Genomic DNA, 14,732 nt, shown 5'->3' on the forward strand with positions numbered 1-14,732 from the left:
ATTATCTACACAATAAAATTAGACGAATTTTAGACGCTCTTGATGTAATATTATAATAATAAAGTTAATAAATGGGAGGGGTTTTATGCAAAGCAACATTAATCTAAAAACAGAAAACAGAACCATGTCCCTATTAAAATTTCTAATCTTCAGCTTTATTGGTATCTTCATGTTTTTTGTCAGTATTACAATCAACAAAAGCACAACCATACCTCTTGACCACATCGTAACTTACATCAGAAACAATTTACCAGCTCTTGCCTCTTTCTATGCTTTAATTGTTCTTTTTTTAGGAGCAGTAATGCCATTTTATCGTAAGACATGGAACAAAGATAAACTAACGTTAACTTTTTCAATTTTAAAAGTTTTAGGTTTTATTGTAGGTCTGCTCATTTATTTTAAAGTTGGACCAAAATGGTTATTTGAAGCTGACATGGGACCATTCTTATACAACAAACTTGTAATACCAGTTGGTATTATTGTTCCAATCGGATCCGTTTTCTTGGCTTTCCTTGTTGGATATGGTCTTTTAGAATTTGTAGGAGTTATAATGAGACCAATTATGCGCCCTATATGGAAAACACCAGGAAGGTCAGCAGTAGATGCTGTTGCTTCTTTTGTTGGTAGTTATTCTATAGCACTTCTTATAACAAACAAAGTATTTAAAGAAGGAAAATACACTATAAAAGAAGCAGCAATTATTGCTACTGGATTTTCAACAGTATCAACAACTTTTATGATTATTGTCGCAAAAACATTAGGACTTATGGAACATTGGAATAAATTCTTCTGGATTACGTTTATTGTTACTTTCATAGTTACAGCAATAACTGCAAGGCTTTATCCACTTAAGAATAAGGATGATAGCTATATAAATGGAAAAGGAGATCCTGAGCCAGATTATAAGAATAATTTATTAAAAAATGCTTTTGACGAAGCTATAAAAGCTGCATCAAATGCACCTGGAATTTTTGAAAATATTTATGTCAATTTAAGAGATGGTTTTAGAATGACTTTAAATATTTTACCTACTATAATGTCAATAGGCCTTATTGGTCTTGTTCTTGCTAAATATACACCTGTTTTTGATATAGTAGGTTATATTTTCTATCCATTTACATTACTACTTAGAATTCCAGAGCCTATGCTTGCAGCAAAAGCTTGTGGAGTTGAAATTGCAGAAATGTTCTTACCAGCTTTATTAGTTGCAAATGCACCACTAATAACAAAATTCATAATTGGCGTTATCTCAATATCAGCAATTTTGTTCTTCTCAGCTTCAATACCGTGTATTTTATCAACCGAAATACCAATTACAATACCTGAAATACTTGTAATCTGGTTTGAAAGAACTGTTTTAACCTTAATAATAGTCACTCCAATTGCGTTTATTTTCTTCTAGAAATATAAAAGCACTTTATAGGATGCTAATAAACATCTTATAAAGTGCTTTTTTAATCTATGCAGTTTCCTCCTCATCTTCTAATTCAATATCTATTATGTTTTTACTCTCCTCTATTGGAAGCTCCTCAACCTTTTTTAATTTTCTTTCTATTGTCCTTGTCTTTTTGGTTGCGTTTTCTATGCTATTACTTGCCTCTTGAAGCTTCTTTTGGGTCTTTTCAAGTATTTCTGCAAACTTACCAAACTCAGTTTTTATCGCCCCTAATATTTGCCAAACTTCGCTGGACCTTTTTTCTATTGCAAGGGTTCTAAAGCCCATTTGGAGGCTATTTAAAAGGGCTGTTATAGTAGTTGGTCCTGTTATTATAACCTTATATTCCCTTTGAAGTGTTTCTATAAGCCCTGTATTTCTTACAACCTCCGCAAACAAGCTTTCGGTTGGAAGAAACATGATAGCAAAATCCGTTGTGTTAGGTGGATCTATGTATTTTTCAAATATAGACTTTGCCTCACCCTTTATCCTTGCCTCAAGCTGTTTTCTTGCAGCATCGACGACTTCCTTATCGCCTAAATCCTGAGCATCTAAAAGCCTTTGATAATCCTCCTGCGGAAATTTTGCATCTATTGGAAGATAAATATACTTTTTAGTATCATCCTTTGAAGGAAGCTTAATGGCAAATTCAACAACATCCCTGCTTCCCTTTTTAGTTGCAACATTAACATCATATTGATCTCTTGTAAAAATCTCCTCAATTATATTGGCAAGCTGTATTTCACCCCATATACCCCTTGTTTTAACGTTTGTAAGGGCTCTTTTTAAATCGTTTATACCGCTGTTTAAGCTCTGCATCTCTCCAAGCTGCTTGTAAAGGGCCTCCAACCTTTCGCTTATGTTTTTAAAGGATTCCCCAAGCCTTCTTTCCAATGTATTGTGAAGCTTTTCATCGACCGTTGCCCTCATTTCTTCTAGCTTTTTGTTATTGTCCTCTTGTATTTGCTGAAGCTTATTCTCAACCGATTGTCTTATCCTTTCAAGACCCTCTGAATTTGTCTTTAAAAGCTCTAAAAGCTGCTTAAGAACTAAATCCAATTGGTCCTTTTGAAGGTTTGAAATACTATTTATCTGCTGATTTATTGTATCCGACATATTTTTTATGTTTTGAGACATCTCCTGCCTGTTTTGGAAGGATAATTTATTATTTTCCTCCCTATTCTTGCTCATCTCATCCCTAAACGTTCCTTCTAATTTGTTTTGAAGATTATCAAACATTATTTTAAACTGGTTAAGATCTATATTTGTGCTACCCTTTTTAAAAAAAGCAATAATTTGAATTAGCAAAGTTAAAGATAATAAAACTACCATTAAAGTTTGCACAAAACCACCTCCAATTAAAAATTCTACATATTTGTAACAAATCCTTCTTTTATACAAAAAATTCCGCCTAAATCGGCGGAAGTTTTCTTAAGAAATATTTAATATTCCTTTCCCATGAACCATAACCACATTTTTAGGTTGCAATCTTAAAATCACTTCAAGCAATTGATTATAATTAGCATGGGCAGAGAGAGGGATATCAATAAAATTTATTTTATAACCCTTAAACAAATTAACGATTTCCATTGCTTGATTGTCTTCTTCAATAAATCCTGTTTTTAAAAGCATAAAATTATTTTTTATCAAATTCTCAAAATACATATAAGAAGTGCTTCCCTTTTGCAACATTCCTGAACTAGCTATAAATATATTATAATTAAACAATTTATCCTCTAAACTCCCTTGGCTTACATGAACTTTTGGGCCAATTATATTCTTAGCCATAGAATTTCTCTCGTAGTAATAGCTAATTTGAGCTGCTTGGCCATCAATCAATATAGGATTTTCTAAATTTATTTCATTTAGCATACAAACAATTTCTTGAGCCCTTCCTATGGCAAAGGCAGGTATTAAAATTTTTATATTATATCTTTGTAAGATGTTTATTGTTTTTTTTAAAATAGTTCTATTATCCTCATAATCTAAAATATAGTCTCTTTCTCCATAAGTAGTTTCCATCATCAATATATCTATATCTTCGCCTTTTAACTTTGATATATCTAATCCTTTAACAGTATATTGATCGTTTATGCAAAAATCACCCGTATAAATTATTCTTCTGCCTTTAACTTTAATATCAAATCCCATAGAACCTAGAATGTGTCCATTAAAAAAGGGTCTTACTAAAAAATTATTTAATTTTATTGTTTTGTCTTCTTCTATAAAATTTATATTGTTGCATTTAATTCCATCGGAGTTTATCTTGTTTATTAAGTTAAAGGTGTCCCTCGACATAAAGATGGGAATGTCTAAAGTTTCCACTCTATTAATGCTTCCATAATGGTCAAGATGTGCATGGGAAATAAAAATTCCCTCAATATCCTCCGTTTTTATATTATTTTCCTTCAAAAAACCATAAACATCTATTTCTTTCGCTCGTCCATCTTCAATATATGCACCGCAATCAAGAATTATATACTTATCCTCGCATTTTATTACATGCAGGCTCACCATTTTATCTAATTTCAAAGTCTTAACCTCTAATTGACTATCAATGTAATCATATTTATAAAAATTAAAACTTTGTTTCATATCATCAAAATCAGGAAGCGATATCTTAAGTAGCTGCCTATCATAAACAGAAAAATCACAGGAAAAACCCTCAAAAAAGTTTTTTTCTAAATAACCATCATAAATAGCATTATTGTAATATTTTCTATTAACAAGTTTACCTAAAAGACAGTTTATATGATTTTTTAATATAAAGTTCTTATCAAATCTATAAATAATCTCATCCATTATAATGTTTAAAAAGTTTTTTTCTCCCTTTAATGCTTTATCTTGAGCTAAGTAAAGCTTTATGACATCCTTATCTAGATTTTCTTCACAATACCGCCTTATATTAACAGGGAGTTTAGAAAAATTATAATAAAAAATTATAAATAACTCTATTATCTCTTCTATATTTAGACAATCGGTCTCTACAAGATTCAATATATCTTCTATCTTCTCCCAAAAAATCTTTTCCGCATATCTATAATATCCTAATTTTAAAAGTGATAGGACATTATAAACATAAAAAATAGGGTAACCTAAATCTTTTATTCCTTCATTTGAATAAAAGTAAGATAAATGATAATCTTCTAATCTATAACTTATAACCATCAACAAATCTAAGTATTGCTTATCACCATTTATGAAATATTCATATTCAGCTATTTCGTTATATTTTATTATTTCTTTTATATCATTATTTCCTTTTATCAGTTCTAGTTTTTGCTCAATAAAATCTTTAAGCATCTAACCACCTACTAACCTTTTATCGGGTTAACTTCCCCCTCTTCTGCCGACTTTAATATCATCATAGCCCTTGATCTTATAGTTTGACTAAAGCTTGGACTCTCCATTACATAGAATAAAAACTTCTCTATTTTTCCTGGTATCTTTTTAGAACATAATCTCTGAATTAAATTCATTATTACTTTTTGCAGTTCCTCACTATAAACAGCTTTAGTTTTTTGTTCGTTATATCCCATAATATCTAAAGCTATATTTACTGCAGAAGTTATATTTAAAGAATCTAACACCAACAAAGTATTTTCAATTGCTCTAATCTTTTTAGACTCATCATGGCCCCTTAATATTTCGATAAGTTGCTCATTTAGTTCTGTTTCTATTGCCGGAACCGATTTATAAAATTGTTTAATAACAGAAGCTACCTCCTGAGATGAAGTAATCTTGTTTTCTAAAAACTCCTTTATTAGATGTTTAGCATATTGAGTCTCTCCAATTAAGCAGCAATAAGCCCAAACATATATCTTAAAATCATCGTTGTTAATATATCCATAAATAATATCTTTAGCATCAGGACGTTTTAAAAATCCTAAACTCATAATAGCTTCTTTAATTTCGCCATTTAAACACTTATTATGCTTTAAAGTCATAATTATATAATCTCCAGCTTCTGACCTGTGTGAATACCTTAAAGCCCAAAGCACATCCTTTCTATATTGAGGATTATTTAAATAATTTACCAATTCTTCAAAATGCTCATCTCTTTCTTTTTTAGACAATTTAGCATTTGGGCTTGATTTATCGGCCAAAATTTTAAAATACTTTCTGTTTTTACCGGACATATTTATATCTTTATTAATATCTTTAATAAATTTTGAAACAAGTTTTGATGCAAAAGATGATATTCCAGGTAATTTATAAAATTCTATTAACTGTTCTTCAACATCTGGCAAATAAACATCCTCAATCTTGTCCTTAAAATAATTAGCTATTTGTTTATCCTTTTCATTTTCTTTGTTTAATCCTTTTATCATCATCAAAATATAATCAAAAAGTTCTATCTTACCACTATTCATTAGAGCCTTAAATGTATAAACCTTTAGTTCATCATTCCTAGAAAAATTATAATATATATCCCTTAATAGATTTACATTTCTAATTTGACCACAAATTTGAATTGCTAATTTCAATTGAGGAATCCAATGCCATTTTTTAATTATATGACTCATTACTTCAATACCTTCATCTTCATAAACCGAAATATATTTTGTTGCTACGTTTACTATTGCATCAAATATTAATCTGTTTTCTAGCTGTTTATTAATAACCTTTGTTGAATATAACATGCACTCTACAGGGCAAATTCCTCTGAATTTCATATCCCTTGCCTTTTCTTCCAGTCGCATTTGAACAAAATTAGCTAAATACTTATCTATATTAGCATTAGCAACTTCAGAATAAATATTTATAAAATCCTCTACGTCCTCTTTATAAAATCTCCATATAAATAATCCTTTTTCCTCACCAATAATTTTAGCCCCTGTAGGATTAAAGGATAACTTTGTATCTATATCATAATTTTTTTCAAAGTCATCCATGTGATTTACAAGTGCCTGGAAATTAGATAGTTTTATTGTATCCATTTCCTAGCCCCCTTTCCTCAAACTCAATGTCACTTTCTATGCTCAAATCAATTCTTTGATTCAAGCTATCTCTTATAATTATTGATAAGCTTAATATTTTATTCTTATCTATCTTGTATTCTATATCAATAGGTGTTCCTGTTTGAACAGGATATCTAAATTTTGTCTTGTATGATTTTTGTATTCTCATCCTTGAATCATAAGGACTTTTGCCTCCATAAATATTAATTTTAATTCCCGAAGGAGAAGTCGTTTTTAATTTCCCCCTTAATGCTCCTTCAAAGGGAACAGGATGTTCAGCAGGTATTATTACCTCTGGTAGTCCATTACTTACATCGATCATAACTGCCTCTGCAAGCACGTTGATAATATCATAGCTTGTATGGGTTTCTACCATTTTAACATCACTTATATAACTGTTTGGTAAGCTGTTTAATTTTGTGCTTTCTACATTATAATAATGATAAACTGCAGCTCCTCTTGCAACTGACTCCATCGGGTATGGTGAAATAACAATTGGTTTGCCTAAAATTTCCTTAACTCTGTTTTGAACTTCTATATATCTTGACATTCCTCCGGTCATATAAACATAATCAATTGAATTTATAGGTATATTATATTCTCTTAATGTTTCAATAATAGGATCTTCAATATTTTTAAACTGTCTTTCTTCCTTATTCGTCCTTGGTTTGTTTATACTTTTGTAATATAAGCTTCGTGTTGCTTCATCGTATTCCTTTTTAGTTATTTTAAATTCATAGGATTTATTTTTATAAAATTCAATAATACCTTTTGAATAGGATATATTATCAAAATTACCTTCTATACCCATCATGATTTTATTTGCAACATCAGAAGAAATTCTCTCCTTAGCCTCCTCAGCAAACACTACTAATTTATTTGTCAAATCTCTAACTTCTTCTTCTGTTAATGTTTCAGGCAAAATGTCGTTTTCCTTTAAAAACTTCATTAAAAGATAGTCAGCTGCCCACAAATCAAAATCTATACCACCAAGTTCCTCATAACGTCCAACCGCAATTTCCTTAAATTTTAGGTTGCGCCCATTTTGCATAACATCTACAACGGAAATGTCACATGTCCCGCCACCAATGTCAAAAACTAAAATCCTTTTATTTGTTGAAAAATCTATTACTTTAAAATCATTATCCTTTGTAGACTCCCTGTTAATAAAGTCTATCAATGCAGCAGTAGGCTCTGGAATAATTTCAATTTTATTTCTGTCAAATCCAGCCATAACAGCGGCTTCAATAGTATCTCTAATTTGGTCATTGTTAAAAGAAGCAGGAACTGTAATAACAACCTCCTTAACATCTCTCAGCAAATATTTTTGTGCAGCGTTTCTACATAATTTTAAAATTTCATATGCCACATCCTTTGGTCGAATAATTTGTCCATCAATTTCCCATTTATAACTTGTCCCCATAAATCTTTTGCTGTTAGATATAGTTCTTCCCGATTGAAATAACTTCATATCCTTAGCAATTTGACCGACTAACCGTGAACCATCTTGATCTACAAATAATACTGATGGCAGATAATTTTTGTCCTCTATCATTCTCATTACATTTAATTGAGATATAGTTATTATCTCAGTTTTAAACTCCCCAGAATTATTTTTGCCACCAACAGCAACAACTGTATTAGTTGTGCCAAGGTCTATAGCTAAATAAAAATTGGACATAATATCACTCCTTATTTTCTACGTTTATTGTTGGTAATATAAATACTTCATTTTTATAACTCCAACCAGGGAACCTTACTCTACCACAAATTACATCTTTTAAAACAACATCCCTATCTAAAATAAACTTAATTCCAATGTCCTTTGCAGTTATCTCAATTGGTTGGTTTAATTTTTCAACTTCAAAGGCTTTAACCCCTATATTCTCTAAAGCAACAAATAAATTTTTGATAAATATCTTCACTTCTTCTTTTTCAAAGTTCTCAATATCATTGGCAAATAAATATAGTCTGCTTAAAACTGCACCTATATTCCTATTGTTTAGTGCCTTTAACGTATCTTTGACTCCATCATTGTATCTTTTAATTGAATATGTAGATAAATCAATAATCTCTTTTTCCTTTTTTATTAGCTCCTCCTGCAACAAGTTAACCTTTTCTTCTAATTCTTGAATAAGCAATCCATATTCTATATTAGGCGCTTGATTTTGAGCATGAACTTCTTCTTTTTCATCAATTTTTGTAGCATCGGCATTTCTTCTTCTATATTCGTTGCAAACAGAAGCATATATTTTTTCTAACTCACTTTGAACTGATTTAAATATGGAATATATCTTTTCTGTCCCATATTTATTTAATTGGTAATGTTTATTCATATCATCCAGTGCTTTATTTGCTATCTTTAAATCATTTTCATTTAATTTTAAGTCTTCTTGCAAAAATCTTATAAAGTTATCTTGAGCAGATAATAAATCATTACATTTTAAAATATTAAGGATATAGCCTGATTCTGATAATAATCGAAGGATAAAAAAGTTGCTTTGTATTTTTTCAATACCCTCGTTTTTATATATTAAATAATAAGTTTTAACCTCTTTTAGATAAGTTAAAACCTTTTCTAAATACGCATCATTTTCCACATAAGAATATTTTCCTAAATAAAGATCCCAATTTTCTTTTAATTCAACCCATATTCTTTGGGCACTACCTGTAGCTGAACTTTTTACTATTAGAGCATCTACCTTGGCAAAAAATTCTCCCTTATTAGAAAACCTAATATTAAATAAATTTAACATATCATCTTCAATTTTAATTTTTTGTGCTGTTTTCTCATTCATATGTTTACCTCCTACTAAAGTTTCTTAAATAAGATACCTCTATATAAATTTCTACACTTCTTTAACAATTCCTGCTCATAATAAAAGTAATTTCCGCCTAAATCGGCGGAAATTATTTTATTGAATATTCTTCTATTAATGTATTTATCTTCTCAATGTGCTCTTCTAAAATCATTGTTAAATTATTTAGTTTTAATATTATAGAATTTAATTTTGAAATTTCTGTATCAATAGCTTTTATTCTCTTATCTAAAGCCATTGCTGTAAATTGTTTATTTGAAGTGTAATTCGTTATATACTTTAAATCAATTTCCTCAACATACTTTAAAATCTCATCTAAATCTTTTTTTAAATTTTCATTCTCGCTATAGATAATATTTCTTATCTTATTGTGTTCCTCTGCTATCTTCCTACTTGCTTCAAATATATCACATTCTGCCAAAAGAATCCCTTCTTTAAATCCTTTAACTATTTCTTCCCTTGAAATAATATCATCTTTATCAAAATCGATGTTATCGTCTATAATGAATTCCCTTTTTAATGCTTCCTTTAAATCATCTTTTGTAATAATCCCATCATCGTTCATATCTAATACCCTTTCAATAACAACTATTATCTCATCTTCAGAAAGCTTTTTTAAGCTTTCCTCATCAACTTCAAAAGTCTCTGCATAAATATCAAGTAAAGGAGTAAATTCTTCTGCTTTCTCCTCTAATATAGTGACCGTTTCATTTACCTTTTCAATTAAAGATTTAATATCATTTGTTTTAATTTTATAAGTATTAATTTTATTCTTCAACTCAGTCTCTTGCTTTTTCAAAAGAGCACTTGAAGTAGAACTTTTTATATTTGTTGGCTTAACTATTGTTTTCTTTTGGGTTTGTTTGGTAGTTTTTGTAGTCTTAGTCGCAGCCAATACCCCATAGGAAGATGTAAAAGTTAAAATAGCTGCCATAAGAAAAATTAATAATTTTTTCAAATTCATAACATCACCCCAAGATTATGTATTTGGAAATATTACCTAATACAAATTATATATTATTTAGTTAATTATTTCCATATAAAAAACTTCCGTCCATTCTAGACGGAAGTTATCTCCCCATTGTCTTATAAAATTTTATAGTTCAAAGCTTCTTCTAAATTCAAAACAGTCTCGCTAAAGCCCAATCTTTTAAAAAGCTGCGTTATATACGGAGGTTCTAGATGAGCTGTTTTTAAAATGTCTTCTTTTGAAAAAACTTCTTTAGTTGGGCCATCAAGGAGAACTTGTCCCTGGTTGAAGACTATCGTCCTTTCAAAGTTTTCTGCAACAAAATCCATATCGTGGGTTATGGTTATAACAAGCTTTCCTTCTTCCTTTAACTTTTTTATTATATTTTTAATCTTTTCCCTTGATATAAAATCCTGTGCAATAGTTGGCTCATCTAAAATTATAATATCCGTATCCATCGCTAAAATTGATGCAATGCTAATTAACTTTCTTTCAGAAAGGGTAAGGTCGTATGGGTTTTCATCAGCTTTTTGTAAAAGTGCAACAAGTTCAAGGGCCTTTTTGGCATTTTCAAAGGCTAAATTCTTATCTTGTCCAATATTCAATGGACCAAACATAACCTCATCTAAAACCTTATTCTTAAAAATCTGATCGTTTGGATTTTGAAAAACAAGGCCTATTATAGATGCTAATTTAGCAACTGTGGTTTCCTTTGTGTTTAATCCCTTTATAAATATATCACCCTTTTTAGGCTTTAAAAGACCCTTTAAAAGCTTTACAAAGGTCGTCTTTCCTGCACCGTTTTGACCTATAATTGCTGTACATCTGTCATCAAACTCTAGGTTTATCCCCTTTAAAACATCTTCTCCTTCTTTGTAGTAAAAATATAAATCTTTAACTATTATGTTCACGTTTCTTCACCACCAAATTAACAGCTTCATCTAAAGTAACAGGATATAATCCCCTTTCATCCTTTAAGCCTATCTTTTTGCAATACCTTGTAAAAACAGGCTCTACAACTCCATAATCCTTCAAATCATCCTTCGAAAAGATCTTTGATGGAGTGTCAAAATCTATTAGTCTTCCATCGTGAAGAAGCATTATTCTATCGGCATATTCAGAAAGTTTTTCAACCTTATGTTCAACCATGATTACGGTTATCCCCTTCTTTTTAAGGTCGGAAACTGCCTTAAAAACTTCATTTGAACCTTGAGGATCAAGCTGAGATGTTGGCTCATCTAAAACAATTATCTTAGGCTGCATTGCAATTATGCTTGCAATAGCTAGCCTTTGCATCTGCCCTCCTGATAAATCAAAGGGATTTTTATCCTTGTGCCTATAAAGATCCAAAAGCATAAGAGCATCATCAATTCTTCTTTTCATCTCTTCCCTTTCAAACCCCATATTTTCAAGCCCAAAGGCAACTTCTTCATATACAGTAAGTTTAGAGCCTGTTATTTGAGTAAATGGATTTTGAAAAACCATACCTATCTTTAAGGATATTTCACTTAAGTTAGATTTTGCAACTTCGACATCATCTATAATTACCCTTCCGCCATAGTCTCCTTTAAAAAATAAAGGGACGATACCTGTGAGAGCCTGGCAAAGGGTTGATTTCCCAGCTCCATTAGCCCCTATGATTCCTATAAATTCCCCCTCATTTATCTCAAAGGATATATCATTTAAAGCTAGCTTTTGGGATAAAGGATATCTATACTTTAAACCTTCAACAACTATTTTAGCCATACTAACCTCCAAACTATAGTAAAAATGATTAAAGCAATAATTAGATATCTTATCAATTTATCCATAGAAGTTTCATTATGTTCATTTAAAAAGGTCTTCTTGATATTTGAATTAAATCCCCTCATTTCAAGGGCCATAGCCCTTTCCCTTGTTGAAATTAAAGAATTCATAACGGCAGGACCAATGAGTGGAATAAAGGCCTTTAGTCTTTTTATTAATTTTCCTTCCGTCTCAAGCCCCCTAGACCTTTGTGCGTCTAAAATGGTATCCATTGTCGATAACATTTGAGGAATTATCTGAAGGACGGAAGCTAAAACATAACCAAGCTTAGGAGATAATCCTCTTCTTACCAGGTTTTCAATTAAATCGGATGGTTTTGTAGTAAGAATAAGAAGGGAAAAGGCACATAATATGTTTAAGACTCTAAGGATTAATAAAAAAGAATAAATGATTCCTTCTTTATAAAAAACAAATTGACCTATATTAAATAAAGGAATTTTATTATTAGGATTAAAAAGTCCCTGGATTACAACTATTGTTACCAAAACAATTAAACTAAAGCTTATTATAGGAAATACATTTTTTATAACCTTCCCTATTGCAAGAAGCAAGAAGGAAAATACTAAAGTTAAGGTTAAAATCTTAAAATCAGAAATTAGCATCGTAATTAAAATTGATGCTAATATATATAGTATTTTGTTTAATGGATCGATTTTATGGATTATAGTATCTTTATCTTTATATAAACTCATCATCCTCATTTTAGCACCTTCCTAACATAAATTAGAGAATATATTTGCCAAGGCAAATATATTCTCTAAAAATTAAAGCCTTTCAATTTCATCATCGCTGCTGTAAAGGTTTATAAGGCTCTTTGGAAGCCCTTTATATATTAAAAAGCTTATTACTAAAGATGCCACCTTATCTGGAAGGTCAACAACAAACTCATCTAAGAAGGAGGCAAGCCACATTGGAAATTTTTTAGCCATAAGGGATGCAAATAGGGCATCTCCCCAAATATTACCTGTTTGTCCTCCCCAGAAGGCTATGTTTATTGGTGTTGAAACGATGGCTGCAACAAGAGCAACTATTATTCCCGACAAAATTGCAAGATAAATATTTTTTATAAGTCCCCTATACATCAATATGCCTACAGTTATACCTATTGCTATACTTGTTATTGCATAAACAAAGGAAATAGGATCCATTGTAAGTCCATAGATTATGTTGTTGATTGCACCGCTTAAGGCACCGATTATTGGCCCTGCCAGCATACTTGCAAGCATCGTTCCAATTGAATCTAGCCACAAAGGCAGCTTAAGAAGCCCTGCAAAAAGCTTTCCTATGTAGTTAATACCAACTGCTGCAGGAATTAAAACCAATGATGCCGTTGAAAACTTAAAGGACCAAAGCTTTTTACTCATAAAAAATCCCCCTTTCGTGATTTTATTATACTACAAAGGCCTTAATTTTGTCTTTAAAATTATATCGACAATTTTTATTACTGTCTTAAATCACGAAGGGGGTGATATATATTAAAACATTTTCTTTAAATAATCGATTAATCTTTCAAAGATGTTCTTGTTTTCTTTTATAACCTTTGTTTGTGAAACTTCTTCAACTTCATCATATTTTATTTCTTCGGTTCTCATTATAAACTTCACGCTTCCCTCCATGTCCCTTGAAAGGCCTGAGAAGGTGCCATAATTTTTAGAAAGCCTTACAACTTCATCCTTCCTTTTTAATATTTCATTTATATCACCAAACTTGCTACTAACTTCTGAATCCATCTTGTATATTCCTTCTTCTTTGTATTTAGTAAAGTTTTTATCGAATTCTTCTAATCCATCAGAAAGTCTCTTGGCTCCTTCCGTTAATTTTTTACTTCCTTCTTTAGCCGAATCTATACCTTTTGAAAATTCATCATAACCACTATACAACTTATTAGAACCTTTACTTAATTCATCTAGACCACCTTTAAGGTTGTTAGAACCTTTATAAAGGGCAGCTACAGATGGAACTATTTGCTTTAGGCCTCCAGCTAAATTTTCTGAACCCTTTTGTAATTTTTCAGCCCCATCCTTTAGTCCTAAACTTCCCTTTTGCATCTCAATTGCATAATCCTTTAATGTACATCCAGCTGATGAAAGGGCCTTCGCACCATATAATGCCTTCTTTTGTCCTTCATTTAAGGCTTTGAGGGAATTATTTAAGTTTTCTGTCCCTGTTTTTATTTCATAAACTCCCTTTTGAAGTTCATCAAGGGCTAAAACATAATCTTGTCCCGACTTTAACATAGCTTGAAGATAATTTCTTTGTTCCTCTAATCCAGCATTTAACTTATCAGCTATACCTTCTGCACCTGGGATATTTGATAATAAGGAAACTAACCCTTTTAAGGAGTCTATCCCTTTTAGTGAACTACCCCCACTTATAGAAGTGGTGGCTTCGTGGTCAAGGTAACTTCTGTTACCAGATTACCCACGCTCAAAGGGCTGTTCCTTCCCCATATATACCAATCACATGGCTAATTTTAGCAAATTCTTGCTTGCATTTATATCTCTATCATGAACTGCACCACACTTTGGACATTTCCATTCTCTCAATGCTAAATTCTTTACATCAGGATTTTTATATCCACATTCACTACATGTTTGACTTGATGCATAATTTTGTGGTGCTATTATTATTTCTCTGCCATACCATCTTGCTTTATATTCTAACATTCTTCTAAATTCTGCCCATGATACTTCTGTTATTGCTTTGGCTAATTTATGATTTTGTTGCATATTCTTTACCTG

General features: G+C 30.8%; 13 protein-coding genes. 1 reads left to right on the forward strand and 12 read right to left on the reverse strand.

The genetic code is table 11. The annotated features are described in order from the left end of the window. Positions 1 to 85 precede the first annotated feature (85 nt). On the forward strand, positions 86 to 1,402 hold the full coding sequence (locus tag CAAU_RS10310) for a YjiH family protein (RefSeq protein WP_040306519.1): 1,317 nt from the start codon (positions 86 to 88) through the stop codon (positions 1,400 to 1,402). A 57-nt stretch (positions 1,403 to 1,459) separates the two neighbouring features. Here CAAU_RS10310 and CAAU_RS10315 read toward each other — a convergent pair whose 3' ends face one another. The 12 genes from CAAU_RS10315 to CAAU_RS10370 all read right to left on the reverse strand — a co-directional run. Next, the gene (locus tag CAAU_RS10315) at positions 1,460 to 2,767 is read right to left on the reverse strand and encodes a DNA recombination protein RmuC (RefSeq protein ID WP_051004413.1); all 1,308 of its coding nucleotides are present in this window, start codon (positions 2,765 to 2,767) and stop codon (positions 1,460 to 1,462) included. 99 nt (positions 2,768 to 2,866) lie between these two features. Beyond that, positions 2,867 to 4,738 carry an MBL fold metallo-hydrolase gene (locus tag CAAU_RS10320; RefSeq protein WP_008909383.1) on the reverse strand — a complete coding sequence of 624 codons (1,872 nt, stop codon included), beginning with the start codon at positions 4,736 to 4,738 and terminating at the stop codon, positions 2,867 to 2,869. An 11-nt stretch (positions 4,739 to 4,749) separates the two neighbouring features. Then, positions 4,750 to 6,375 carry a hypothetical protein gene (locus tag CAAU_RS10325; RefSeq protein WP_008909384.1) on the reverse strand — a complete coding sequence of 542 codons (1,626 nt, stop codon included), beginning with the start codon at positions 6,373 to 6,375 and terminating at the stop codon, positions 4,750 to 4,752. Continuing rightward, positions 6,353 to 8,077, reverse strand: coding sequence for an Hsp70 family protein (locus CAAU_RS10330; RefSeq protein WP_008909385.1), 1,725 nt, complete (start codon positions 8,075 to 8,077; stop codon positions 6,353 to 6,355). Before CAAU_RS10330 ends, CAAU_RS10325 begins: the two co-directional genes overlap by 23 nt. Before the next feature lie 4 nt (positions 8,078 to 8,081). Further along, positions 8,082 to 9,194, reverse strand: a complete 1,113-nt coding sequence (locus tag CAAU_RS10335) for a hypothetical protein (protein ID WP_008909386.1) — start codon at positions 9,192 to 9,194, stop codon at positions 8,082 to 8,084. A 112-nt stretch (positions 9,195 to 9,306) separates the two neighbouring features. Continuing rightward, positions 9,307 to 10,179 (reverse strand): hypothetical protein, encoded by an 873-nt coding sequence (locus CAAU_RS10340; RefSeq protein WP_008909387.1) that lies wholly within the window; start codon positions 10,177 to 10,179, stop codon positions 9,307 to 9,309. 122 nt (positions 10,180 to 10,301) lie between these two features. Continuing rightward, positions 10,302 to 11,096 carry an energy-coupling factor ABC transporter ATP-binding protein gene (locus CAAU_RS10345; protein WP_008909388.1) on the reverse strand — a complete coding sequence of 265 codons (795 nt, stop codon included), beginning with the start codon at positions 11,094 to 11,096 and terminating at the stop codon, positions 10,302 to 10,304. After that, positions 11,080 to 11,931: an energy-coupling factor ABC transporter ATP-binding protein gene (locus CAAU_RS10350; RefSeq protein WP_008909389.1), complete on the reverse strand. Its 852-nt coding sequence runs from the start codon at positions 11,929 to 11,931 to the stop codon at positions 11,080 to 11,082. The genes CAAU_RS10345 and CAAU_RS10350 overlap by 17 nt, the downstream gene beginning before the upstream one ends. Further along, positions 11,919 to 12,692: an energy-coupling factor transporter transmembrane component T family protein gene (locus tag CAAU_RS10355; protein WP_008909390.1), complete on the reverse strand. Its 774-nt coding sequence runs from the start codon at positions 12,690 to 12,692 to the stop codon at positions 11,919 to 11,921. The genes CAAU_RS10350 and CAAU_RS10355 overlap by 13 nt, the downstream gene beginning before the upstream one ends. Before the next feature lie 63 nt (positions 12,693 to 12,755). After that, on the reverse strand, positions 12,756 to 13,355 hold the full coding sequence (locus CAAU_RS10360; protein ID WP_008909391.1) for a membrane protein: 600 nt from the start codon (positions 13,353 to 13,355) through the stop codon (positions 12,756 to 12,758). A gap of 111 nt (positions 13,356 to 13,466) precedes the next feature. Continuing rightward, positions 13,467 to 14,228, reverse strand: a complete 762-nt coding sequence (locus tag CAAU_RS10365; protein WP_008909392.1) for a hypothetical protein — start codon at positions 14,226 to 14,228, stop codon at positions 13,467 to 13,469. Positions 14,229 to 14,450: 222 nt separating this feature from the next. Further along, a partial coding sequence (locus CAAU_RS10370) for a transposase (RefSeq protein ID WP_242822584.1) occupies positions 14,451 to 14,732 on the reverse strand: 282 nt, incomplete at its 5' end.

It is taken from the genome of Caloramator australicus RC3 (genome assembly GCF_000297115.1).
Taxonomy (GTDB): Bacteria; Bacillota; Clostridia; order Clostridiales; family Caloramatoraceae; genus Caloramator; species Caloramator australicus.